Origin of the sequence: Pedobacter westerhofensis, from assembly GCF_900182595.1 — a bacterium.
Taxonomy (GTDB): domain Bacteria; phylum Bacteroidota; class Bacteroidia; order Sphingobacteriales; family Sphingobacteriaceae; genus Pedobacter; species Pedobacter westerhofensis.
In genome coordinates this window covers 381,219-405,803 of sequence record NZ_FXTN01000003.1, presented here as the reverse complement: position 1 = coordinate 405,803, position 24,585 = coordinate 381,219, and the positions used below count along the sequence as shown (strand labels likewise).

Annotated in this window: 19 protein-coding genes; 17 read left to right on the top strand and 2 right to left on the bottom strand. The window is 40.0% G+C overall.

All coding sequences use genetic code 11. From position 1 onward, the window contains the following. Nucleotides 1-31 precede the first annotated feature (31 nt). The 7 genes from FN831_RS07090 (at nt 32) to istB (FN831_RS28105) (ending at nt 9,523) form a co-directional block, all read left to right on the top strand. Nucleotides 32-1,309, top strand: a complete 1,278-nt coding sequence (locus FN831_RS07090; protein ID WP_142527504.1) for an O-antigen ligase family protein — start codon at nt 32-34, stop codon at nt 1,307-1,309. A gap of 356 nt (nt 1,310-1,665) precedes the next feature. Then, entirely contained in the window at nt 1,666-2,757 is a 1,092-nt protein-coding gene (locus FN831_RS07085) for a glycosyltransferase family 4 protein (protein WP_142527503.1), read from the top strand. After that, on the top strand, nt 2,754-3,713 hold the full coding sequence (locus FN831_RS07080; protein ID WP_142527502.1) for a GDP-mannose 4,6-dehydratase: 960 nt from the start codon (nt 2,754-2,756) through the stop codon (nt 3,711-3,713). Before FN831_RS07085 ends, FN831_RS07080 begins: the two co-directional genes overlap by 4 nt. Beyond that, on the top strand, nt 3,713-4,909 hold the full coding sequence (locus tag FN831_RS07075) for a glycosyltransferase (RefSeq protein WP_221931298.1): 1,197 nt from the start codon (nt 3,713-3,715) through the stop codon (nt 4,907-4,909). Before FN831_RS07080 ends, FN831_RS07075 begins: the two co-directional genes overlap by 1 nt. Nucleotides 4,910-5,030: 121 nt before the next feature. Continuing rightward, nucleotides 5,031-6,422 (top strand): undecaprenyl-phosphate glucose phosphotransferase, encoded by a 1,392-nt coding sequence (locus FN831_RS07070; protein ID WP_142527501.1) that lies wholly within the window; start codon nt 5,031-5,033, stop codon nt 6,420-6,422. An 814-nt stretch (nt 6,423-7,236) separates the two neighbouring features. Continuing rightward, nucleotides 7,237-8,472 (top strand): IS21 family transposase, encoded by a 1,236-nt coding sequence (istA, locus tag FN831_RS07065; protein WP_221931297.1) that lies wholly within the window; start codon nt 7,237-7,239, stop codon nt 8,470-8,472. Then, a complete protein-coding gene (gene istB / locus FN831_RS28105) occupies nt 8,354-9,523 on the top strand; it encodes an IS21-like element helper ATPase IstB (RefSeq protein WP_246101399.1) in 1,170 nt (389 codons plus the stop codon). The genes istA and istB (FN831_RS28105) overlap by 119 nt, the downstream gene beginning before the upstream one ends. A gap of 432 nt (nt 9,524-9,955) precedes the next feature. Here the strand turns inward: istB (FN831_RS28105) and FN831_RS07055 are convergent, their stop codons facing one another. Beyond that, nucleotides 9,956-10,291, bottom strand: a complete 336-nt coding sequence (locus tag FN831_RS07055) for a helix-turn-helix domain-containing protein (protein ID WP_142527500.1) — start codon at nt 10,289-10,291, stop codon at nt 9,956-9,958. 278 nt (nt 10,292-10,569) lie between these two features. Here FN831_RS07055 and FN831_RS07050 point away from each other — a divergent pair, with 278 nt between their 5' ends. The 5 genes from FN831_RS07050 (at nt 10,570) to istB (FN831_RS07035) (ending at nt 16,065) form a co-directional block, all read left to right on the top strand. Then, a complete protein-coding gene (locus tag FN831_RS07050) occupies nt 10,570-11,682 on the top strand; it encodes a mannose-1-phosphate guanylyltransferase (RefSeq protein WP_246101397.1) in 1,113 nt (370 codons plus the stop codon). 55 nt (nt 11,683-11,737) lie between these two features. Then, complete coding sequence (gmd, locus tag FN831_RS07045; RefSeq protein ID WP_142527499.1) at nt 11,738-12,874, top strand: GDP-mannose 4,6-dehydratase; 1,137 nt, start codon at nt 11,738-11,740, stop codon at nt 12,872-12,874. A gap of 908 nt (nt 12,875-13,782) precedes the next feature. Next, on the top strand, nt 13,783-14,262 hold the full coding sequence (locus FN831_RS27905; RefSeq protein WP_221931296.1) for a helix-turn-helix domain-containing protein: 480 nt from the start codon (nt 13,783-13,785) through the stop codon (nt 14,260-14,262). A 29-nt stretch (nt 14,263-14,291) separates the two neighbouring features. Continuing rightward, nucleotides 14,292-15,146: a Mu transposase domain-containing protein gene (locus FN831_RS27900; RefSeq protein ID WP_221931295.1), complete on the top strand. Its 855-nt coding sequence runs from the start codon at nt 14,292-14,294 to the stop codon at nt 15,144-15,146. A gap of 310 nt (nt 15,147-15,456) precedes the next feature. Then, nucleotides 15,457-16,065: an IS21-like element helper ATPase IstB gene (gene istB, locus FN831_RS07035; protein ID WP_221931294.1), complete on the top strand. Its 609-nt coding sequence runs from the start codon at nt 15,457-15,459 to the stop codon at nt 16,063-16,065. Nucleotides 16,066-16,259: 194 nt separating this feature from the next. On the opposite strand, the gene FN831_RS07030 is transcribed toward istB (FN831_RS07035), so the two are convergent. Then, on the bottom strand, nt 16,260-16,499 hold the full coding sequence (locus tag FN831_RS07030) for a helix-turn-helix domain-containing protein (RefSeq protein ID WP_142527498.1): 240 nt from the start codon (nt 16,497-16,499) through the stop codon (nt 16,260-16,262). A 388-nt stretch (nt 16,500-16,887) separates the two neighbouring features. Between FN831_RS07030 and FN831_RS07025 the strand changes: the two genes are divergently transcribed. The 5 genes from FN831_RS07025 (at nt 16,888) to FN831_RS07005 (ending at nt 24,486) form a co-directional block, all read left to right on the top strand. Continuing rightward, a complete protein-coding gene (locus FN831_RS07025) occupies nt 16,888-17,403 on the top strand; it encodes a hypothetical protein (RefSeq protein ID WP_142527497.1) in 516 nt (171 codons plus the stop codon). 238 nt (nt 17,404-17,641) lie between these two features. Further along, on the top strand, nt 17,642-18,268 hold the full coding sequence (locus FN831_RS07020; RefSeq protein ID WP_142527496.1) for a helix-turn-helix transcriptional regulator: 627 nt from the start codon (nt 17,642-17,644) through the stop codon (nt 18,266-18,268). A gap of 67 nt (nt 18,269-18,335) precedes the next feature. Then, the gene (locus FN831_RS07015) at nt 18,336-21,611 is read left to right on the top strand and encodes a SusC/RagA family TonB-linked outer membrane protein (RefSeq protein WP_142527495.1); all 3,276 of its coding nucleotides are present in this window, start codon (nt 18,336-18,338) and stop codon (nt 21,609-21,611) included. 17 nt (nt 21,612-21,628) lie between these two features. Further along, complete coding sequence (locus tag FN831_RS07010; RefSeq protein WP_185960411.1) at nt 21,629-23,020, top strand: RagB/SusD family nutrient uptake outer membrane protein; 1,392 nt, start codon at nt 21,629-21,631, stop codon at nt 23,018-23,020. A 26-nt stretch (nt 23,021-23,046) separates the two neighbouring features. Beyond that, nucleotides 23,047-24,486, top strand: coding sequence for a TlpA family protein disulfide reductase (locus FN831_RS07005; protein WP_142527493.1), 1,440 nt, complete (start codon nt 23,047-23,049; stop codon nt 24,484-24,486). The last annotated feature ends 99 nt before the right edge of the window (nt 24,487-24,585 follow it).

Here is a 24,585-nt window from a genome sequence, read left to right as displayed (position 1 = left end):
AGAATGGCATCAGTACCTTATTGATTAAGATATGAAAAAAATTATTCCTATAATCGTCATTATTGCATTTTTTTGTAGCTGTACGAATTTTATTCCTGTCTCAGCGATAGCATCTCCTTTAGGATTATTGTTATTTCCATTAAGTTTTCAGGACAAAAGAAACAATCCGAAATTTATCTACATTTTTTATTTGTTTTTATTTGTATCGTTTCTCTCAGTTTGTCTTTATGATTCAGGAGCATTATTGAGTTATGACTTCTACCGATATGACGGAAATGTATTTATTTCTTACGCTCCACTTTTACTAATTCCACTCGTTTCTGCTAGATTAGACGTAAAGAAGCTCTTAATCAAGTTCATTTATTTTGAGACGGCTCTCAATCTTATTGTTTTTATTGGAACCATAGTTATTAATAATTTTCAGTTAAATGCAGAGCTATCATTTGGGAGTCTATTTATTGCACGAAATGCTGCTGGAGGATTCCTCAGTTTCTGCGTCACATGTACTTTTCTTGTGTTTTGGAATAATAAAAATTGGAAAAATTTCATATTTCTTGGGTTGAATATAATATTCCTATTTGCGACATATTCCAGGGGATCGATGCTTGGCTTAGGGTTTTGTATAACTCTCTATTTATTTTTCGAAAAAAATATGGGAAAGCTGGGAATGATTGCAATCGCGATTGTATTAGTATTTGAGGTGTTCCTAGTTATGCAAACATTCGATTTTTATAAAAGGGCTTCTTCACAGATACATGGATATGATTACGTTACTGAATCTTTTGGTGATCAAGATACTAAGGGCGCAAATATCAGTATTCGTCTCCTATATAATTGGCCTTCGGGAATAGATGAATTCATTCATTCTCCAATTTTTGGAGCAGGTTTCGGTTCGCTGAACGATCGACCATACATCTTTAATGACAAAATTGCCATTGTCAATCCAAATCTGCAGCGGGTAAAATCATATAACGATGCGCATGCACATAATACTTATTTCCATATTGGAGGTGAGCAAGGGATATTAGGTCTTGTAATATTTTTGTTGTTTTTGATATCTCTTTATCTACATTTTAATAAACATGCCACTCCCCCTAATAATTTTCCTTTAGTACGAAATGTTATTTTGTTATACATATTGAATATAGCTTTCATGAGCCTAACAGAGCACCGACTTACCTCACCCTCAAATGTTTTGCCATTGACTTTACTAATTGTACTGTTCTTTTCTGAGCAAAATCATATACGCCGCAACGATAACAGTTCCTTCGAACTACCTAAAGTAGATCCTTTCTCACAGGCACTTTAATACCTAATTGGTCATCAAGAGATAATTGCCTCCTATGCTTTTGATGCCTTTAATTAAAATATATTGTATTATCTTACGCTTTTAAGGGGGATTGAATTTCTCAGCTGGAGCAATTAGACGAAAGATACTTGAGTATAATTTATATATTTTAGTATTATTTGACAATATTTGTGGAACTAAACCTAGACTAAACTTGAATGGACATAGAACTAAATAAGTATACGAGTACTTACGACCAATCAACATTTTCGAATGCGACCAACGCCATGCTGGAATGTGGCGAACAAATTTTTAACCAAAAAGTTATTAATTCACGCTTTATATAAATTCGAAAGCCACACTTCATATTGGAATCTATGATCTATATTAATGGTCGATTTTTGACCCAAAAACTTACGGGAGTACAAAGGTTTGCCTTCGAGATGGTCAAAGGATTATTAGATATTTACAAGGGGGAAATTAAGATTTTAATTCCTCCCAGGGATATTGATAGTTCTTATGATGTCGCTGATTGGCCTATTAAGGTTATAGGCAAATTGACAAATACATTGTGGGAACAGATTGATTTGCCCCTCTTTTTAATCAAAAATAATAAACCTTTATTGATTAGTCTTGTTAATACTGCACCGTGCTTTTATAAAAGGCAAATAGTTAGCATTCTGGACATGACCACATTTGTAAATCCAGCCTGGTTTAGTTTCAAATTTGCTCATTATTATAAATTAGTTGTACCACTGATTGCGAAAAATTCACTGAAGATTATAACGATCAGTGAACATTCAAAATCAGATATTATCAAATTTATCAACATACCATCTGAAAAAGTAGAGGTTCTTCATTGTGCGGTATCTGATAAATTTATAAACAAACCAAATATGGAAATTGCTCAAAAAGATTTTTTTAACAAAAAGGGCTTAACTGTTGGGCAGTACATTCTTGGTGTTTCTTCCTTGGATCCCAGAAAAAACTTTCAAAGCTTAATTGAGGCATTTCTGACTATTAACACTAGACTTCCATTAGTAATAGTTGGATCTAAGGGCAAAGCTTTTGCGGATAATAATCTGAAGTCTTTAATCTCTGATCACGATAACATAGTTTTTACAGGCTATGTGGAAGACTCTGAACTTATACAATTATATCAATCAGCTACATGTTTTGTTTATCCTTCGTTGTATGAAGGTTTTGGTATGCCACCTCTCGAGGCAATGGCGTGCGGTTGCCCAACCATTGTTTCAAATACTTCAAGTTTGCCTGAAGTCTGTGGAGATGCTAGTCTTTATGTCAATCCCACTGATATTAAGGGAATAAAGGAAACTATCGAATTAGCGATATCAGATGATCCTCTAAGGAAATCGTTAACTGAAAAAGGGGATAGAAGGTATAAAAAATTCTCCTGGGAAAGTTCGTGTTATAAGTTAAATGACATTATTATTCAAAATTTAATATGAAAACTGCTATTATATCAGGTATTACAGGACAGGATGGTGCCTATCTGGCGCAGTTACTGGGCCAACAAAATTATAGGATTATAGGCCTTACACGCAGTAGTCATAGTCTAACCAAGAAAAACTTTGTATATCTTGAAATAACTTCTGAAATTATAATTGAGGAATGTGATCTTCTTGATTTTTCAAGTATTATAAAGGTTTTATTAAAATATAAGCCTGATGAATTTTATAACTTGGCTGCTCAAAGTTCTGTAGGCATTTCATTTGAGCAGCCTATCGGTACCCTCAATTATAATACTCAGTCTGTGTTAAACATTCTGGAGAGTGTGCGGTTATTACAATTAGACACTAAAATTTATCAGGCCTCAAGTAGTGAGATGTATGGCATGGTTGGACAACTCCCTGTTAGTGAAAGTACGCCCCTACATCCCTTAAGTCCATATGCCATCTCAAAAGCTTCAAGTTACTGGATAGGGATTAATTATAGAGAATCTTATAAAGTGTTTTTTGTCAATGGTGTTCTATTTAACCATGAATCGTACTTGAGAAGTCCAAACTTCTTCGTCAAAAAAGTGATAAGGACCTCTCTTGAGATAAAGAAAGGTTTGCAAAAAGAATTAAAAGTTGGAAATATTGACGTTAAACGAGACTTTGGCTACGCTCCAGATTATGTAAGGGCGATGTGGTTATCCCTGCAACAAGATAAAGCTGACGATTATTTGATATGTTCAGGTACATCCTTGTATTTAAGAGATATTATAAATTACACATTTGACTATCTAAGTATCTCGTCTGATAAATTAGTAGAAGATCCCGCCTTATTTAGACCTACAGAAATAGAAGATATGTTTGGTGATAATACCAAGGCGAAGGAAAAGCTGGGGTGGGACTACAATAAATCATTTTTTGATGTTTTAGATATATTGATTGAAGAAGAAGATAAAAACTATAAATAATGAAAGTAGCAATTGTACATGATGAACTAATGCGTAGAGGTGGTGCTGAGCAGGTTGTTTTGACGATGCTAAAGGCATATCCTGACGCTGATATCTATACTTTAGCCTACAATCCTGAAGGTACGTATCCTGAATATAAGCAGCATAAGGAAAAAATCCATACATCTTCCATGCAAATTTTATCGAAGACTGTTAAGTGGATGCAACGACTTTACTTTCCGTCTGCAATATGGGCAATGAAATCTCTCGATGTTCAGGGATATGATGTTGTGATTGTTTCAAATACCCATAGCGCTAAATATGTAAATATTGATAAAAACTCACTAATTTTCATTTATACCTATACTCCATTTCGGCTAGCATGGAATCCGACTTCCTACTCTCAATATAATAACTCAAAAGGTGCATTTAGATGGGTCTTTAATCGAGTCATCTCTTATCTTAGAAAAGTAGACAAAGAAGCTGCACAAAAGGGAAATTACTTTTTAGGTATGACTGAAGAAACTGTTCAAAGAATAAAAGATGCATATAGTATCAAAGACGTTAAGATCATACCTCCTGATGTAAAGTGTAGGAACTTTCATGTTTCAACAAAGCCTAAAGATTATTTTTTATTAGTGTCAAGGCTTGAATATTATAAAAAAGCTGATTTGGCTATTGAAGTGTTTAATAAGTTGGGTTTAAAACTTATTGTAGTAGGTAATGGATCGAAAGCTAAAGAGCTTAAAGCATTAGCCAAAGATAACATTGAATTCAAAAGTGGTCTTTCCAGTGATGAACTATCAGATCTTTATGCAAACTGTAAAGCTTTAATATTTCCGCAGTATGAAGACTATGGAATAACGCCTCTTGAAGCAAACGCATCTGGACGACCTGTAATTGCATTTGGTGTGGGAGGAGTTTTAGAAACAATGATTCCTTATACAACAATTTCCATAAAATCTACTGCTATATTTTTCCACGAACAGACTGTCGAAAGTTTAAGCGAAGCAGTCCTGCAATTTGAATTACTTGACTTTGACCCCAACTTTATTCGAAAACATGCTGAAAAATTCGACGAAGGAATTTTTGTTAAGAGACTTAGAGAATTTGTCAATGAGAAATACTCAAAAATGAAAAAAGGAAAAAGTGTAACTATAAAATTGAATCTAGACGAAGGTTATAAGTTAGAAAAACCTGCTGCAAATCACCGCTAGCGAATAAGTCTTGTATTAGTGAAGCCTTTAGTCCTGGACCCAATTCAAAGATTAATATTTTAATTATCTAGCTGTTTATAGTATGCAACAAGGGTCATATATTATTCTTTAACATTATCTAATGCAAACCAGATATTTGTACCTTTTACGGTATTCTCTTCCAGTCATAGATCTTTTTATGCTGAATTCGGTTTATATATTAGCATGTTATATCACCTGTAGTGCCGAAAACTCAATGTATGGAGAGCTGCAATCTCACTACTTAGTCGTATGTAATCTACTGTGGCTTATCAACTCTTTTATCTTTGGATTATACTCAGAATATGGAGCCAAAAGACTAGAACGAATTTATAGAGCTACATGGAAAATCGCCGTTACGCATCTATTCTTTTTTACTTTCTATTTATTCTTTTCTAAATACAACGAAATCTCACGGTTCTTTCTCTTGATGTTTTATGGTCTATTATTCATCGCTTGCATCCTTAATAGGTTTCTCGGAACGGTTTTTCAATATGTTTTGGTTAAAAGGTTTAAGATTACTAAATGCGTTGCGATAATTGGGAACAATTATACTGCAGCTCGTTTAAAACAATATTTGAAATCACATAGTAATATATCATTTTATGGATTTATTGGGCCACATGACGACATGATTTCGAATGCTGAGGGGATGTTAACCAGAGAGACTATTGATCAAATTTCCAAAGCTGTGGAGGCTGGAGTTAAAGACCTATATGTTTGTATTCCTCCTGAACGGATTTCAGACGTCAAAGCACTGAAATATGAAACTGATAAGCGACTAATTAGACTGAAATTTATACCAGATATGGGCGGAGCATTAGCCGCGCCTTACATTATGAGTTATCTAGGAGGTGAGTTTCCTGTTATAACATTCAGAAATGAGCCATTGGAACATATGTCTAACAGGTTTAAGAAAAGAGCGTTTGACATTCTTTTTAGTGCATTAGTAATTATTTTCGTATTGTCTTGGCTATATCCAATAATAGCAATTATTATTAAGTTAGAAAGTAGAGGCCCTGTATTATTTAAACAATTGCGAAGTGGTCGTAATGATGAGCCGTTCTGGTGTTATAAATTTAGAAGCATGGGTGTTAATCAATACAGTGATGAAAAGCAGGCTTCAAAAAATGATGTTCGTATCACTCGTTCGGGTAGGTTTTTGCGTAAATCAAGTCTTGACGAATTGCCTCAGTTCATCAATGTTATACAAGGACGTATGAGTGTAGTTGGGCCGCGTCCGCATATGCTCAAGCACACGCAGGAATACCGAGCCCTTATTGATAAGTTTATGGTAAGACACTTTTCGAAACCTGGCATTACCGGGTGGGCTCAAGTAAATGGATTTAGAGGTGAAACTAAAGAAACTAACGCGATGGAACAAAGAGTTGAGCATGATATCCACTACGTAGAGAATTGGTCTCTAATGTGGGACATTAAAATAATATTCCTTACCATCATAAACGTCATACGTGGTGAGGATAATGCATTCTAAGTTAGCTCCTAAATATTAGAGAACTGTCTGTGACGCTGATCATGGGCATGATTCTTCAAATACACCTTTTTTCCGCAGGCATTGCATTGATATCTTTTTACATCCATCCAAATAAAGAGCTTTCTAACTATAAAGGCTCTTTTTACTCTAGTATCCAATTTGCCTTGATGGCAGTGTGGACAATCCGGATAACTAGGGATGATATTTACCCAATCTTCAGTGTTATTACTTTGTACCATAAATTTGAATTTTAGAAATTAATAATTAGTTTTTTATATTAGAACTTATAACTAAGTGTTAAAATCCACCTTATTTAAGTATCTGATTAGTAAGAGGTTAAGGGATCGTTAGCTCTAAATCTATTAAAAAAAAAGTGCCTTTCAAAATTTCGAGCGATAATATATATTTATGACAACCTCCCAAGTATTGTATGACGGAGTTCCCAAAAAGCTACTGCCGAAAAGCAAAATGAGCAGAATCGGCGGCATGATCTACAAGTTTTTTGCAAAATTATCGAAAAAAGATCTACAGATACCTGATGACTTCGGTCTTACGCATCTGGATGGATATTCTGGACGATGTTGACCCCACTATAATGTGCAGAAATAAAGAACTGATTTAGGCTTGCAATTTTGTAAACCCTGTCATTCCGGCGCATACTGACCCCCCATATTTTAAAGGCGCTTGTCGTACCGGAGCATGTTGACCCCTGTAATTTGAATGGGAAGCTTGTTATTCCGGAGCATACTGACCCCCTTGAATGACTGATTTTAGTTTATTTAGGTGAATATTCTTTCACTTAATTCGAGTGCTGATGGCTGGAAAAGCAAAAGCAATGAGTCAGATCAAACAGTTATTACGCCTGCACAGGCAGGGAGATTCCATTAAAAGTATCGCGCGTACTTTAGGTATCAGCAAGAACACCGTAAAGTCCTATTTAATAAAATTAGCCACTGGCAAGCTACCCGTAGCAGAACTATTGGCTCTTGAAGATCCAGTATTGGAAGGTAAATTCCATGCGGGTAACCCTGCTGCTTATAAAGATCCCAGGTTTGAACATTTGAGCGACAATCTGGAAAGCTACAGGAAGCAACTTGGCCAAGTGGGTGTAACCCGGAAGCTGCTCTGGGAGGAATATATTATTGATTACCAGCAAGGCTACAGTTACTCGCAGTTCTGTTATCATCTGCACCAGCAACTGTTGGCGCGTCGGCCGGGAATGAAACTGGAACACATGGCAGCAGACAAGCTATTCGTAGACTTTGCAGGAAAACCTCTTCATTATATTGACCATGTAACTGGCGAGTTAATTGCCTGTCAGGTATTCGTGGCCTGTCTGCCTTTTTCTGATTACAGCTTTGCGATCGCAGTTCCCAGTCAACGAATTGCTGACTTCTTATATGCCTTAGAATGCTGTTTGCAGCATATTGGTGGAACACCTAAGGTGTTGGTACCGGACAACCTGAAATCAGCTATCATGAGAGCAGATCGCTATGAACCCGATGTGAACCGCTCATTGGAAGACTTTGCCAATCACTATAACATTACGGTAATTCCGGCAAGGCCACGCAAGCCAAGAGATAAGGCACTGGTTGAGAACCAGGTCAAACTGATCTACAACAGAGTTTATGCACGGCTACGCAACAGACAGTTCTTTTCTTTGGATGCACTCAACAAAGCTATCAAGGGGAAAATAAAAACACATAACCAAACCAGAATGCAGCAAAAACCTTGGTGCAGGGAAGAGCGTTTTCTTGCTGCTGAGAAACATTTGCTTGGCCCATTGCCCGAAACAACTTTTGAAGTAAAGTATTACTGTGAACCCAAAGTTGCCAACAATAATCACATCTATATTGGCAGGGATAAGCATTATTACAGCGTACCTTTTAATCCATGTAGGAAGTCGTGTAAAGGTCATTTACACCCGCTCTATGGTTTATATCTATGCCCGGGGCAAACAGGCTGCAGTTCACATCAGAAGTTACCAGGTTGCCGGATATACCACGGTAAAAGAACACTTAAATTCCCACCACCGTCATTATCTGGATAGAAGTCCTACTTATTATATCGAAAAAGCAAAAGAGAAATCCCCTGAATTACATTTGCTGGTACAGCTGCTGTTTGAGCAGCCCAGACACCCTGAACAATTGTACAGAACCTGCGACGGTTTGCTGCGCCTACAGAAAAAGGCACCTGCTGCCTCCTTCGCTAAAGCATGTGAACTGGCCATCGAGTACCGAAACTTCTCTTATCGTTTTGTAGGGCGCATCTTGCAAAATAACATGGAAGACCACCAGGACCTTCCTGCAAAGGAACAATTCTTACCCGTACATGGAAACATCCGTGGCAAAGAATATTATACAAACCACTATCCAATTCTAAAAATGAACATCGAAACACAACTCAAACAATTGCGCCTACACGGCATGGGCCGTAGCTGGCAGGCATTAATGGAGACAAGAAAACATCATGAGCTCTCTTTCACTGAAGGCATGGAAATGCTGCTGCAGGCCGAAGAAGATGACCGGAGTGACAAACGCTTCGAGCGGTTACAGAGAGGTGCACACTTCCGCTATCAGGCTTCCATTGAGGAACTCCAATTGGAAACATCCAGGGGACTGGATAAGTCTCTGGTAGCAAATCTGGCTACAGGAGATTATATTGCTAAAGGAGAAGCTGTACTGGTATGTGGTTCCACTGGGACCGGGAAATCATTTCTGGCTTCAGCTTTAGGTCACCACGCTTGTTCACAGGGATATAAAGTTGTTTATTACAACCTGCATAAGCTGCTGCTAAAAACTAAAATGAGCAGGATTGACGGTACGATCTATAAGTTTTTTGAGAAGCTTTCCCGAACGGATCTGCTGATACTTGATGACTTCGGGCTAACGCATTTGGAACAGCAACAGCGTATGGACTTCATGGAGATCATTGAAGACCGCCATGCTAGCAAGACAACTATTATTGCAAGTCAACTGCCTGTGGCAAGTTGGTATGACGTAATTGGTGAAAATACTATCGCCGATGCATTGCTCGACCGTATGGTACATACATCCTACAGAATTGAACTAAAAGGTGAAAGTCTAAGAAAAAAGAAGTAAAATTGTCAGGTCATCAAAATCGATGAACTAAAATCCCACTGGGGGGTCAGTATCCAGAACGGGGGTCAGTATCGCCAGAATATCCATCTGGACCAGCAACAGCGGACTTTATGGAAAGATAAAATGCCTATACTGCTATAATTGGGGAAGCGACGATCGCAGACGCTAGCTTGACCGCATGGTGCACATCCTACAGAATTGAACTGAAAAGGTAAAAGTTTAAGAATAATGAGTAAAATTGTCTGACTAAAGCTTCGTTAAGCCAAAACCCATTAGGGGCTCAATAGATCCGTTACCGAGGTTAAAATCTTTATATATACATTGAGCAAAATTCCATGCAATTATTTGGCTTAATTTAGAATATATTTTCATATATTGATTAGGCAATTACATTCCCAAATGTGTATGTTATTCCCCGTTTGACTTACCTGATTAGAGCTTTATGACCTCGTTATTTCGGCTTCTAATAATTTCATATAGTTGAATCATTTTCTTTTGCTGTTCATTGTACTTTGAAGTAAGCTCATCAAGCTGTTTTTTAATATCTGGATACTGGTCTTTTTTGTTATCTTTTTCACCAATCATCAGTAAGTTAATCAATGAGATTTTGTATATTTCAGCAATTTGTGCCACTTTAGCAAAACTTATATCTGTCAAATCATTCTCAATTTTAGAATAAGCAGGCACGGAAATACCTAAGTGGTCTGCTATTATTTTCTGACTTAGACAGTGTGTTAGTCTCAATGCCTTTAATTTTTGTCCTATCATTTGATTAATTTGGTTTTAGGATTGTTAATTTAGAAATAAAAGTATATTTCGGGAAATCTTTTTTACAGTAGTTATTACAAAAGAACTGCCAATTGAAAACGGAGCCTGTGATGCTAAATAAAAAAACATTTAAAATTTGAAAATGACAAGAAATGTTATAATATTGCGTTATACAGAATACTAGTGTAAAATTTACACTAACAATCTTTACTTTAATTATTAAGTTTAGTTAACGATTTGTTTTTATAACCTATATTAGTAATCTCTACATTTACTTAATGGAATTAATAAACCAAAAGATGCAGGATATTTCCGCTAAAGACACGTACGTTCTAATCATGGCTGGAGGAGTTGGAAGCCGTTTCTGGCCGAAGAGCCGCAATTCCTTTCCTAAACAATTCATAGATATTTTGGGGATAGGAAAGTCCCTTCTTCAATTAACCTATGATAGGTTTTTGAATGTTTGTCCGAAAGAGAATATTTTTGTTCTTTCTAACGAACAGTATGCAGCTCTTGTTGCTAAACAATTAGATCAACTGCCTTTAGAAAATATCATTTCGGAACCAAGCCGTAATAATACTGCTCCATGTATCGCTTATGCTTCATTCAAAATAAAGGGCTTAAACCCTCATGCAAATATCATTGTAGCTCCGTCAGATCATCTTATTCTCGATGAGAAGGTTTTTCTAGAGAAGGTGGTGCACGCAGTTAGCTTCGCCAGTACTGAGAATGCACTCGTTACTTTAGGCATCACCCCTACGAGGCCTGATACGGGATATGGATATATTAACTATAGCGAATACGAAAAGGATGGAGTACACCAAGTTCTGAAGTTTCTTGAAAAACCTGACCTTGAGAGAGCAAAGGGTTTTGTGGCAAGTGGTGATTACCTTTGGAATGCTGGAATTTTTATTTGGAATGTTGAGTCAATATTAGATGCATTAGCTAACTACTCACCCCAGATTTTCAGTCTTTTTGAGAAAGGGACATCTTTTTATAATACGATAGACGAAAGATCGTTTATTGTGGAAAATTATCCCTTATCTGATAATATTTCTATTGATTATGCGATAATGGAAAAGGCAAAAAATGTATTTACCATTCCAGGCGACTTTGGTTGGTCTGATTTGGGAACATGGGCGTCTCTATATGAGGTAGTAGAAAAGGATGAGTATAATAATGTTTTCGCTGGGCAGGCAATTGATTTATCAGAAACTACTAACTGTATGATACATATTCCTAATAATAAGGTTGCTGTAATTAAAGGATTAGATAACTTTATTGTTGTGGATGATGGCAAGGTTCTTCTTATCTATCCCAAGGCCAATGAACAAGAAATCAAAGAAGTTTCAAAATCAATCGTCGCTAAATGCGGAGATGAGTTTGCATAATTATACCTTTACAAAAAACTAACATTTAATTATCTACACATAAAAAATTTATTACATGAAAGTCGCCCTTATAACAGGTGTTACAGGTCAGGATGGTGCTTATTTAGCAGAATTCTTGTTGAAAAAAGGTTATTTTGTTCACGGTCTTAAGAGAAGATCTTCGATGTTCAATACTGATCGTATAGATCACCTTTATCAAGATCAACACGAAAACGGAGTTAATTTCAAACTTCATTTTGGGGATTTAACAGATTCTACAAATCTAATTCGAATCATCCAAGAAATACAGCCGGATGAAATCTATAACTTGGCGGCAATGAGTCACGTTAAAGTTAGTTTTGATACTCCTGAATATACCGCAAATGCAGACGGTATTGGTACGCTAAGATTACTTGAGGCGATCCGAATATTGGGTCTACAAGAAAAAACGCGTATCTATCAGGCTTCAACTTCTGAATTATATGGATTAGTCCAGGCAGTTCCACAGAGTGAAACTACACCCTTCTATCCACGTTCTCCATATGCTGTTGCTAAGATATATGGATATTGGATTACAGTTAACTATAGAGAAGCTTACAACATGTTCGCATGTAACGGTATATTGTTTAACCACGAAAGCCCATTAAGAGGTGAGACATTTGTTACACGTAAAATTACCAGAGCTGCCGCTAAAATTTCATTAGGTCTACAAAAATGCTTATACCTGGGTAACTTATCAGCACAAAGAGATTGGGGACATGCGAAGGATTATATTGAGGCGATGTGGTTGATCCTTCAACAAGATAAAGCTGAGGATTATGTTATTGCTACAGGTGTGACAACCACGGTAAGAGATTTCGTTAAAATGAGCTTTGCTGAACTTGGTATAACTGTAGAGTTCAATGGTGAAGGCGCTGAAGAACATGGCGTAATTTCTCACGTTGATGAAGATTTAGCTTCTAGTTTAGGTCTAAACGTCGCTTCGTTAGTTATCGGTAACGAGGTGGTTAGAGTTGATCCTGCATATTTCCGCCCTACGGAAGTTGATTTATTGTTAGGTGATCCTACTAAATCTAAAACTCAATTGGGTTGGGAACCAAAATACGATCTTCCACTTTTGGTTAAAGACATGATCCAATCTGATTTACAATTAATGAAAAAAGACGAATATTTAAGACTTGGCGGTTTCAAGACTTTAAATAATTTCGAATAAATTTTTAATCAACTGATTATTTGAGAAAGCCGCTGTCGTAATAGCAATAGAACGATAGCGGCTTTGATTTTTGAGATTAATCATAACAGGCACTACCTATGGCCCATTTTTAGATTTTGGTTCGTCTGCTGTACATGTTTTTCCGGCACCGATTTAGATTTTTCTTTCAAATGGCTTGATAGCTCAATAACTTGAACGTCGAACCACACAAGCAACCACGTTTTACGCTGGCAGGGCTTTAAAACTTTTTTGAGAGGGCATCTCTTAGGATCTTATTATTAAGAGCCAGCTCAGCGTACATATGCTTGAGCCTATGGTTCTCCTCTTCCAATTCCTTTAACCGGTATTCTTAAAAAGTGCTTGGTGAAAATACCTGGGAACTCTAATTTTCCTTTTTACGCTTTACTGATTCAATCTTAACCACTTCAGTTAATTTTTTCTTAGATGTCGTTCCATCCTTTTTCTTACTGTAAGTTATTTTCAGTGTTAAAGTGATTAGGTCATTATCGGGAATGATCTGGAAGTAGTTCTGCAATACTATTTCCTTTAAAAACTTTGGCAAGGAGCTGCAAATGGCGAATGTTGTACTTATCAGGGGCTGTTAAAAGCTCAACTTTTCCCACAAATTCTGATGATAATTTCATTTTATGACTTAATCTGGATATTCTGGACGATACTGACCCCACTAAGATGTGCATGTAAAATGAATTGACTTGTTCTTACAGATTTGTGAACCCTGTCATTCCGGCGCATATTGACCCCCTTATTTTCAAGGCACTGGTCGTACCGGAGCATGTTGACCCCTCTAATTTGAGCGGAAAGCTTGTTATTCCGGAGTATACTGCCCCCCTTGATTGACTGATTTTAGTTTATTTAGGTGAATATTCTTTCACTTAATTCGAGTGCTGATGGCTGGAAAAGCAAAAGCAATGAGTCAGATCAAACAATTATTACGCCTGCACAGGCAGGGAGATTCCATTAAAAGTATTGCTCGTACTTTAGGTATTAGCAAGAATACCGTAAAGTCCTATTTAATAAAGTTAGCCACTGGAAAGCTACCCGTAGCAGAACTATTGGCGCTTGAAGATCCAGTATTAGAAAGTAAATTCCATGCTGGCAACCCTGTTTATAAAGATCCAAGGTTTGAACATTTGAGCGATAATCCGGAAAGCTACAGGAAGCAATTGGGATTGGTAGGTGTGACCAGAAAACTGCTCTGGGAGGAATATATCATCGATTATCATCAGGGCTACAGTTATTCCCAGTTCTCTTTTCATCTGCACCAGCAATTGTTGGCGCGCCGACCAGGAATGAAACTGGAACACCTTGCAGCCAATAAGTTGTTTGTAGAATTGCAGGAAAGCCTCTTCATTATATCGACCCTATAACCGGCGAGCTGATTGCCTGTCAGGTATTTGTGGCCTGCCTTCCTTTTTCTAATTATAGCTTTGCAATCGCTGTTCCCAGTCAGCGGATAGCTGATTTTCTGTACGCTTTAGAATGCTGCCTGCAGCATATTGGCGGAACACCTCAGATATTGGTGCCGGACAATCTGAAATCAGCTATCATCAGAGCAGATCGTTATGAACCCGATGTGAACCGCTCGCTGGAGGACTTTGCCAATCACTATAACATTACGGTAATTCCGACAAGACCACGAAAACCAAGAGATAAGGCATTGGTGGAGAATCAGGTCAAACTGATCTACAACAGAGTCTATGCGCGACTACGAAACAGACAGTTCTTTTCTCTGGATGCACTCAACGAGGCCATTAAGTTAAAAATAAAGACACACAACCAAACAAGAATGCAGCAAAAGCCGTGGTGCAGGGAAGAGCGGTTTCTTGCAGCTGAGAAACATCTGCTTGGCCCTTTGCCAGCAACGACTTTTGAAGTAAAGTATTACTGTGAACCCAAAGTTGCTAACAATAATCACATCTATATCGGCAGGGATAAGCATTACTACAGCCTACCTTTTATCCATGTAGGAAGTCGTGTAAAGGTCATTTACACCCGCTCTATGGTTTATATCTATGCCCGGGGCAAACAGGCTGCAGTTCATATCAGAAGTTACCAGGTTGCCGGATATACCACGGTAAAAGAACACTCAAATTCCCACCACCGGCATTATATGGATAGAAGCCCTTCTTATTATATAGAAAAAGCAAAAGAGAAATCTCCTGAATTACACCTGTTGGTACAGCTCCTGTTTGAGCAGCCAAGACATCCTGAACAATTGTACAGAACCTGCGACGGTTTACAGCGCCTATAAAAAAAGGCACCTGCTGCTGCCATCGCTAAAGCATGTGAACTGGCCATAGAATACCGAAACTTCTCTTATCGTTTTGTAGGGCGCATCCTGCAAAATAACATGGAAGACCACCAGGACCTTCCTGCAAAGGAACAATCCTTACCCATACAAGGAAACATCCGTGGCAAAGAATACTATACACAAACCACTATCCAATTCTAAAAATGAACATCGAAACACAACTTAAACAATTGCGCCTGCACGGCATGGGCCGTAGCTGGCAGGCATTAATGGAGACTAGAAAACACCATGAACTTCCTTCACTGAAGGCATGGAAATGCTGCTGCAGGCCGAAGAAGATGACCGGAGTGACAAACGCTTCGAGCGGTTACAGAGAGGTGCACACTTCCGCTATCAGGCTTCCATTGAGGAACTCCAATTGGAAACATCCAGGGGACTGGATAAGTCTCTGGTAGCAAATCTGGCTACAGGAGATTATATTGCTAAAGGAGAAGCAGTACTCGTTTGCGGTTCTACTGGTACTGGTAAATCATTTCTGGCTTCCGCTTTAGGTCACCATGCTTGTTTCCTGGGATATAAAGTTGTCTATTACAACCTGCAAAAGCTGCTGCTAAAAACTAAAATGAGCAGGATTGACGGTACGATCTACAAATTTTTCGAGAAGCTTTCCCGAACGGATCTGCTGATACTTGATGGCTTTGGGTTAACGCATTTGGAACAACAGCAGCGTATGGACTTTATGGAGATCATTGAAGACCGCCATGCTAGCAAGACAACTATTATTGCCAGTCAACTGCCAGTAGCAAGTTGGTATGACGTAATTGGTGAAAATACTATCGCCGATGCATTGCTCGACCGTATGGTACATACATCCTACAGAATTGAACTAAAAGGTGAAAGTCTAAGAAAAAAGAAGTAAAATTGTCAGGTCATCAAAATCGATGAACTAAAATCCCGCTGGGGGGTCAGTATCCAGAACGGGGGTCAATATCGCCAGAATATCCATTAATCAAACTAGAGATTGATTATGCTTATCACGCACCCTTTATATGTTCGATCAGTTTATAATCAAGCTCAGAAATAGTGATTTTAATGACCTCTTCCACTGTGAAATTAGAAAAAATCCAATAAATCTTTTGGTTTCAAACCCAAACCTTTCGCTAATGCAACAATTGTTGTTAACGCAAGGTCAACTTGCCCTTTCGATATTCGTTGCACATTACTGTATTCTAGTTCAGATCTTGTTGCAAATTTCCTTAAAGATGCACTTGCACCATCTTGTTCCCCATATTCTTTCAATAATTTGAGAAGATGCTCACCAAATTTCCGCTTAATTTCCTCCTTCGAATCCATGGGAGGGAATTTCCGGCTTAATCAGAAATAAATTGACGTATGATCATACATCATATTGTATTTTTTATTACATTTTTTGTAATTAATTAAAGTCAAACTAAATTATATTAATATAAAGCATACGCTATTTTAAAGAAGTCTCGCTTAAAAACCGCCAGTTAGACCGCGAGAGACAAGTGATAATGCCCATTCCTAAGGTATATTTGTATCTTCGTGATACCTTATATCTAAGGTTGGGCTTCACTTAAGTCTTTTGTGGTCAACTTTGACTCTGTAAAGAGGATAAGTGGTTCCTGGCGGTACCATAAGCAAAAGCTGTGAAGCCCAACCTTATTTTATAGGGTAACTCAGCTTACGAGACTCGTTTTCAAATTCTAACCAAATAGAAATGAGTACTACAAAACCAAATCGACCCAAAAAAGTTTCTTCAAAACGAGATCGGCTTTCCCAACCAAAGCCATCTAAATACACCTACGCGGATCTTTCAAATTTCCACCGGACAGTCATTGCTATACTGAATAGTAAGAAGCGGCATACCCTTGATCAATCCGATTACATAACGGTAATGCAGTATATCTGCATCGTTACCAATCTGTTGGACTTAACGCCGATTCAAAATCTTGCAATCACAAAAAATCTGCAAGATGGAATTGCTTCCTCCGTTCCATACCCCTTACCAAAGATCAAGGGGATAGGAGTGATAAGCCGCTCTAAAAAGTGCCTGCGTGAACTGATCAACTGGATGAAAGAAGTTGTAAATATTGAAGATCTCAGTCTTGAGAAACTGCTTGATGAGTATTATACCAAATTTCCGTACGCGCTGAGGCCCACTGTTATTCCAAAAGCTGATCCGATCAAATCAAATCCCCCCACAAATAAAAACAAGAGTTCTGGTAAATCTTAATCAATACCCTTATGCAATCAACAAATATCCATTCACAAGCACGCATCATCAAACCTCCTGATTGATGCGTTAGCGCAGCGGCCGGTTTTTTAGGTTGGTTATTGTTCATACCGGCTGCTTCGTTTATTCTTTGGATCAGCTCATCTATAGCTGATACTTACAGATTATTAACTATTTACAAATCTACCAGACGATGAATAACCTCGCCATGGCCACGCTTTGCTTAATTTTTTATAAAATGAAAACTACTAAAGTATTAACTGTCTACCAATTAGAAACCCTCTACCGCATCCTGTTGCAACGAATTGCCAAAGGCTACACTGCCGCGCAGCTCGCTTTTTTAATCGGTGCCGCCCCTCAGTATGTTGAAGAAGTAGAATCCTTTCAGCGTCCTTTTTATACAGGTGATGACCTTGAAAGGATTGCCCTGGCACTTGAAGAGGAACATCTGCAAAACCTGTATCCTTCAGTAACTGATAATGACGAGGTGCTGATCTCGGTTCAAAAACAGAAATATAAGAACAGGTGGGTGTACACCTATTGCAGTGTAGATGAACAGAATGAGGAAGAAGTCCTTTTCATGGTAAGGGAAGATGTAGATCCGGTACTGGATGATTTTCCGGAGGGTGATGATATCTTTGCCATTGTAGAAGATACGATCGATGTGCTTATGCGTTCAGGATACTTTTATGAAGCAAAACTGCCGATGGAAATTTTCCAGTCTGTCAATAAGCTGCTACCCACTTACATCAGTCCTTTTTATATCCAGATGGCAATGACTGGTTTCTGTGAAGAGCAGGATGTTCAGGGCCCGCTCCGGTTGGTGGGCAATGAGAAATCTGCTTACAGGTACGAAGAATGCTAATAAGCTATTGCCTGCAGCAGCTATCTGCAGGCCTTTAATTTCTAACCATTTATAAATCTTATTAACGATGAATCGTCTCAAAACAATGGGCATTGTAACCCCTTATGCCGCAAGAATAGCCATTATTTTTAAAATTGTCACACTCTTAACCTGTGGTTCTGCCCCTCATGCACATGCATCAGCCTATAAACATCCGGCAGCATTGATCAGGAACATAGATGTTCATGGAAGGGTAGTGGATGATGCAGGCAAGGGGATAGAAGGTGCAGTAGTAAAAATTAAGGATGCCAGAAGGTCAGTGCTGTCTGATCATCAGGGATATTTTATACTCAATGGTGTTGATGATCATGCAATACTGATCATCACCCATCTGGGCTTTCAACCGCTGGAGATTAGTGTAAAACCAAATCTCGGCCAAATCAGGATGACCGAGTTCAACGGTCAGCTGAATGAAGTGGGCATCGTGAGCACGGGTTATCAGAACATCCCAAAGGAACGCGCTACAGGAAGTTTTGTGCTGATAGACAGCAGCCTGTTCAACCGGAAGGTAAGTACCAATATCCTTGATCGCCTGGATGGGGTTACCAGCGGGCTGATCTTTAACCGCAACAAGACTGGCAATACCCCTGATATCAGTGTACGGGGCCGCAGTACCATCGCCTCTGATGCCAGTCCGCTGATCATCCTGGATAACTTTCCCTATGATGGGGACATCTCCAATATCAATCCGCAGGATGTAAAATCGATTACGGTGCTGAAGGATGCTGCGGCATCGTCCATCTGGGGTTCCCGGGCAGGGAATGGCGTGATTGTGATCAGCACCTATAAAGGTCAGTTCAATCAAAAGCCAACGGTATCGCTCAGCTCCAATGTCACCTTTGGCGGCCGTCCGGATCTGTACTACAAGCCTCAGCTCAGCAACGAGGCGTTTATCGGAATAGAGCAGTTCCTGTTTGACAAAGGTGCTTATAACAACGTGATCAATAACGGTTACGGCAGCCTCTCACCAGCGGTAGAGATTATGCTGCTGTCCCGGAGGGGAGCAATCTCTGCGCAGCGTAAATCAGCCATGCTGGATTCTATTGCCGGACATGATAACAGAACTGATCTGGAGAAGTACTACTACCGGCCCAGCATCAACCAGCAGTACCAGTTCAGCATCAACGGCGGAGGGATCAATAACAAGTACTTTGTTTCTATGGGCTATGATCAGAACAAAGCGAATACCGTAATTAATAGCAATGACCAGATGACTTTGAATGCCAGCAATACCTTGTCCTTACTGAACAGCCACCTGGAATTATCCACAGGGATTATGTTTACCACCGGCAAAACAAGCGTGGATGGATCAACTTATAACCCACAGTTTCCATACGAGAACCTGGCTGATCAGAACGGCAATGCCCTGGCCATTACCAGGGTGCTGCGGCTGCCCTATGTGGATACGGTAGGGAAGGGCAGGCTGCTGGACTGGCATTACAAACCTCTGGATGAAATCCGCAATCCGGCCACTATACAGCAGTCGCGCGTAACGGATTACAGGGTTTCCATCGGCCTAGCCTATAAAATTCTGGAAGGTTTAAAGCTGTCTGGTAGTTACACTTATGATAAGGGTGTTAACGATCAGGTAAGGAGGAATACGATCCAATCTTTTTACACGCGTGATATGATCAATACCTATGCACAGATCAATCAGGCAACCGGTATGGTAACTTATCCCGTTCCGGTAGGAGATATCGCGGATAACGCCTCAAATACGTATTACTCTCACTATGCGAGGGCGCAGTTAAGTTATGAAAAACTCATTCCCGGCAAACATGCGATCAATGCAATAGGAGGTGCTGAAATCAAGGATTTCCACAGTGAGTTTAGCTCGGTCACTTTATACGGTTTTGATGAGGCAACGCTTACCAACAAGAACAACATGATCAACCCGACTGCGCTGTATCCGGCAATCTATGGTTTTAACTCCTCGCGGATTCCTTTGAACGTGATCAACTCCAGTGCTACAGACAGATACAGGTCTTATTTTTTCAACGGATCGTATACGTACAATAACAGGTATGTGCTGTCTGCCAGTGCAAGAAAGGATGAGTCTAACCTGTTTGGGGTAAAGACCAACCAGAAGGGCGTGCCATTGTGGTCTGCCGGACTGGCCTGGAACCTGAGCAATGAGAGCTTTCACCAGTCTGCCGCACTGCCGTACCTGAAACTGCGGGCAACCTATGGTTACAGCGGGAACGTGAATAAAACGGTATCTGCATATTTAACCGCACAGGCTACCGGACAAAGCAACCTCTGGAACATCCCTTACGTAACGATCACCAATCCGCCAAATCCTTCGTTAAGGTGGGAGCAGGTGCGGAATGTAAACTTTGGTATGGATTTCCAAACCAAAAGCAATGTGCTGTCCGGAAGTGTAGAGTACTGGATCAAAAGTGGCTTTGACCTGATTGGTGCTTCGCCCATAGCACAGCAGACCGGGGTGTCTACTTTTACCGGTAATACTGCCAGTATCAAAGGGCAGGGGATTGATGTTTCTCTCATTTCCAATAACCTGAGGCTGCGGGATCTGGCCTGGTCTACAGCTTTCCATTTTAATTACAATACGGACAGGATTACGGATTACAGGGTAAAGGCTGTGAACAATGCAAGTATAGTCAGCGGCAACTATCTGCAGCCCCTGGTAGGATATTCGTATTATTCCGTCTTTTCCTACAAATGGATGGGGCTGGATAACCAGGGCAACCCTCAGGGTATCCTGAATGGGGCAACAAGTAAGGATTATAGCGCTATCCTTAATTCTACCAATGCCGCTGAGCTGGTGTATAGCGGAACCCTCACACCAAAGTATTATGGCAACATGATGAATAACCTTTCGTGGAAAGCTTTTGAGCTGTCTGTCAATGTGGTTTATAAGTTTGGTTATGTGTACAGGAGGCCGTCTCTAAGCAATGTTAATCTGTATACCACCACACTCAACAGCAGTCAGCGGTACCAGCAGTATGACTATGATATCAGGTGGCAGAATCCGGGTGATGAGCTGAGGACTGATGTACCTGCTTTGGTTTATCCTGTCAATGGTTCCAGGGACGGACTATATGCTAACTCTTCAGTACTGATTGAGAAGGGAGATCACATCAGGCTACAGGACATCCGCCTGAACTACACCTTGTCTTCAAAGAAGGTAAACGGTTTGCCCTTTCAGAATTTCTCTATTTACGGATACGCATCCAATCTGAGGATCATCTGGAAAGCCTCAAAGTACAGGATAGATCCGGATAATGTGCAGGGCATTCCGCTTCCAAAGTTGTTTGCTGCGGGCATCAAAGCAACATTTTAAATTTAAATCAAATGGTCATGAATGATAAACACATCTATATAACGCTAATGCTTTTGCTTCTTGCTGTGTGCAGCTGCAAAAAGGACTTTCTGGAGGCCAAGCCAAGCTCTGGTATCCTTACACCCAATACACTCAGTGAACTGGAGGGCTTGCTGGAAAACACAGATGTAATGAACAAGTGTACACCAGCCCTTTCTCAAATGGCATCGGATGATTACATCTTTACCAATTACGAGAATTGGAGTGCTGCCAATACAGCTACCGAAAGGAATTCATACATCTGGGCAAAGGATATCCACGGGGGCGCAAATGTTGTGAGCGACTGGGCATCGGGGTATAAGGGAATCTTCTACTGTAACAATGTGCTGGAGATCCTGCCACGAATTGCTATCACACCTTCAAATACGCTGCAGTACAATACTATTAAAGGCTGGGCGCTTTTCATGCGCGCTTACGTGCTGTATGATCTGGTGAGGAACTTTTGTCCGGCTTATGATGCAGGAACTGCTTCTTCTGATATGGGTGTGCCTGTTCCGCTTGAAGCACGGGTGGATAAAATCGTGATGAGATCTTCTGTAAAAGATACATATGGACAGATCCTGAATGATCTGATGCTATCTTCACGTTTCCTGGATACACGGACGCCTGTTAATAACAACCGCCCTTGCAGGGCCGCGGCATGGGCCCTGTTTTCGAGGATATACCTGAGTATGCGCGAATACGGCAAAGCGGAATTGTATGCAGACAGTACATTAGCGCTGAACAGTAAGTTGATTGATTATAATACCGTCAGCAAGACTGCTACAAGTCCCTTTTCTATCAACAATGAGGAGACGATTTTTTCAACCGGAGCTATATTTCAGGATTATGTCATTACCATTCCATCCAGTGGTAATACTGCGGTAACAGTAAACCCGGAACTGATCAGCCTCTATGACCAGAACGATCTGAGGATAACAGCATTCTTCAGGCTCAATGCCGCAACGGGTAACCTCTATGTAAGAAGGGGATACTTTTTTCAGTCTACTCCCTTTACCGGTTTGGCCACTGATGAAATGTACCTGATCAAAGCAGAATGCTTAGCGAGGCGCAACAATGCAGAGGAGGCGCTCAGCTGGCTGAATGCGCTACTGAAAAATAGATTTGCTCCTGAGAATTTCAAACCGGTTGCGGGCGTTGCGCAGGACGCTTTACTGCAAAGGATCCTGACGGAGCGGAGGAAGGAGCTGGTATGGCGGACGCTACGCTGGACCGACCTGAAGAGGTTAAACAAGGAAGGTGCAAATATTACGCTGAAGCGCGTGATGAACGGGGCTACCTATACTCTGCCGCCCAATGATCCCCGCTATGTTTTTCCTATCCCTGACGATGAGGTTGCGCTGAGCGGCATCCAGCAAAATATAAGGTAAAGTTTATTCATTAAAAAACTATCACGATGACTTATAAAATGTTAACCTTTTTTCTCCTGATTTTCGCTTTTTCCAATAGTGCATACGCTGAAGGAGATGCATACCTCACTGTCCATGTAACCAATAGGGAAATGGCGAAGAAACCGCTTTTGCTCTTCACTGTACAGGATCATATCGATTTTAAGATAGGTGCAGTGGAGCAGCGGGCTAGTGCAGATGTAAATGGCGACTTTAAGTTTCATATTTTAGGAATCAGCAAATACCGGACGCTGATCATGGAAGTGGGAGAGTATCTTTTTTTATCAAATTATATAGAAGAAGGTGATGATATTCACATTGTATTTTCTGGTGACGGCTCATCCTTTCCCAAACCAGATGAGTTTATATTCTCAGGACAGGGTTCCGGCAAATTGATTGCCAGGACAAAAATCATGGCTGGAGAGGTGCGTACCTATAGAAACATTTCTGCACATCGAAAATACGACAAACTGATACTTGATTCTTTGGTTTCGGCAGCAAATACAGCCTGGCAGGCAGATCTGGAGTTATTGAAGCCTTTTAAAAAAGAAATCAGCGCATTGATGTACCAGCAATTGCAGGCGGATATTTACGCCCGGGCAGCGGCCTTTTCACTGGGTTATATTAGTGGCCAGAGAAAGCAGTATACAACCGCCGAGAATTTGGATTACCTGTACGCCAAACTTGATCAGGGTAAACCAAAGATCTTAGCAGCGGTACAATCACAATCAGCAGAGTATATGAGTTATTTGCTTTTCAGGGCACTGGAGATGGTAGCCCTGAAAAATGTAAGTAAACAAGATAGGCCATTGGCCATCTGTAAGGAGTTAATCTTGCAAAACAAGGGCCTGGTGCTGGAAAAAACGCTGATGCGTTATTTGTGCAGGTATCCTACAGTAACTAACAGCCGTAACCCGGAAGAGGTTTATTCCCTGGCGCTGGAATATATCCGTTCACCCGCAAACCGAAAATATCTGATTGCGCTTTCTGAAAGCAGAAAGGCAGGAGCCATGGCTTACAATTTTAGTTTGCCTGATACAAGCGGCCATATCTTTCGGTTAAGCGATTTTAAAAATAAAGTTGTGGTGATCGACTGCTGGTTTACGGGCTGCTCCAGCTGCTCCGGAATGGCCAAACGGGTTGAAAAGGAAGTTTTGCCATCTTTTATTCACAACCCGGACGTGGTGTTCGTCAGTGTATGTGCAGATAAAGACAGGTCTATGTGGTTAAAGAGCGTGAAAGGAGGCTTCTACACCAATCCGGGCAGCATCAATCTTTTTACCGAAGGTATGGGGACAAGTCATCCGTTTTTGAAGAAATACAATTTGCAGGGCTTTCCAAGGTTTATCCTGGTTGGAAGGGATGGGCGAATGTTCGCGTCAGAAATGCCGCGCGGGATGAAGGATATGATCGAAATGATAAGCCAGGCGCTTAATGTTAACGACTAAGTTAGCCCCCCTTACTCTTAAAGTAAGGGGGGCTAAATACTGAAGAGTTTCGGCTAATATCTAATTTTGCTGTTCCGGCTCTTCAATCCAGATTCTATG

Bases quoted from the DNA above. Each gene is read 5' to 3' on its own strand.
- FN831_RS07030 (WP_142527498.1), bottom strand. From the start codon at position 16,499: ATGGATTCGAAGGAGGAAATTAAGCGGAAATTTGGTGAGCATCTTCTC.
- FN831_RS07090 (WP_142527504.1), top strand. From the start codon at position 32: ATGAAAAAAATTATTCCTATAATCGTCATTATTGCATTTTTTTGTAGC.
- FN831_RS07085 (WP_142527503.1), top strand. From the start codon at position 1,666: ATGATCTATATTAATGGTCGATTTTTGACCCAAAAACTTACGGGAGTA.
- FN831_RS07080 (WP_142527502.1), top strand. From the start codon at position 2,754: ATGAAAACTGCTATTATATCAGGTATTACAGGACAGGATGGTGCCTAT.
- FN831_RS27905 (WP_221931296.1), top strand. From the start codon at position 13,783: ATGGCTGGAAAAGCAAAAGCAATGAGTCAGATCAAACAATTATTACGC.
- gmd (WP_142527499.1), top strand. From the start codon at position 11,738: ATGAAAGTCGCCCTTATAACAGGTGTTACAGGTCAGGATGGTGCTTAT.
- FN831_RS07005 (WP_142527493.1), top strand. From the start codon at position 23,047: ATGACTTATAAAATGTTAACCTTTTTTCTCCTGATTTTCGCTTTTTCC.
- FN831_RS07015 (WP_142527495.1), top strand. From the start codon at position 18,336: ATGAATCGTCTCAAAACAATGGGCATTGTAACCCCTTATGCCGCAAGA.
- FN831_RS07075 (WP_221931298.1), top strand. From the start codon at position 3,713: ATGAAAGTAGCAATTGTACATGATGAACTAATGCGTAGAGGTGGTGCT.
- istB (WP_221931294.1), top strand. From the start codon at position 15,457: ATGGAAATGCTGCTGCAGGCCGAAGAAGATGACCGGAGTGACAAACGC.
- FN831_RS07055 (WP_142527500.1), bottom strand. From the start codon at position 10,291: ATGATAGGACAAAAATTAAAGGCATTGAGACTAACACACTGTCTAAGT.
- FN831_RS07070 (WP_142527501.1), top strand. From the start codon at position 5,031: ATGCAAACCAGATATTTGTACCTTTTACGGTATTCTCTTCCAGTCATA.
- istB (WP_246101399.1), top strand. From the start codon at position 8,354: ATGGTTTATATCTATGCCCGGGGCAAACAGGCTGCAGTTCACATCAGA.
- istA (WP_221931297.1), top strand. From the start codon at position 7,237: ATGGCTGGAAAAGCAAAAGCAATGAGTCAGATCAAACAGTTATTACGC.
- FN831_RS07050 (WP_246101397.1), top strand. From the start codon at position 10,570: ATGGAATTAATAAACCAAAAGATGCAGGATATTTCCGCTAAAGACACG.
- FN831_RS07020 (WP_142527496.1), top strand. From the start codon at position 17,642: ATGAAAACTACTAAAGTATTAACTGTCTACCAATTAGAAACCCTCTAC.
- FN831_RS07025 (WP_142527497.1), top strand. From the start codon at position 16,888: ATGAGTACTACAAAACCAAATCGACCCAAAAAAGTTTCTTCAAAACGA.
- FN831_RS07010 (WP_185960411.1), top strand. From the start codon at position 21,629: ATGAATGATAAACACATCTATATAACGCTAATGCTTTTGCTTCTTGCT.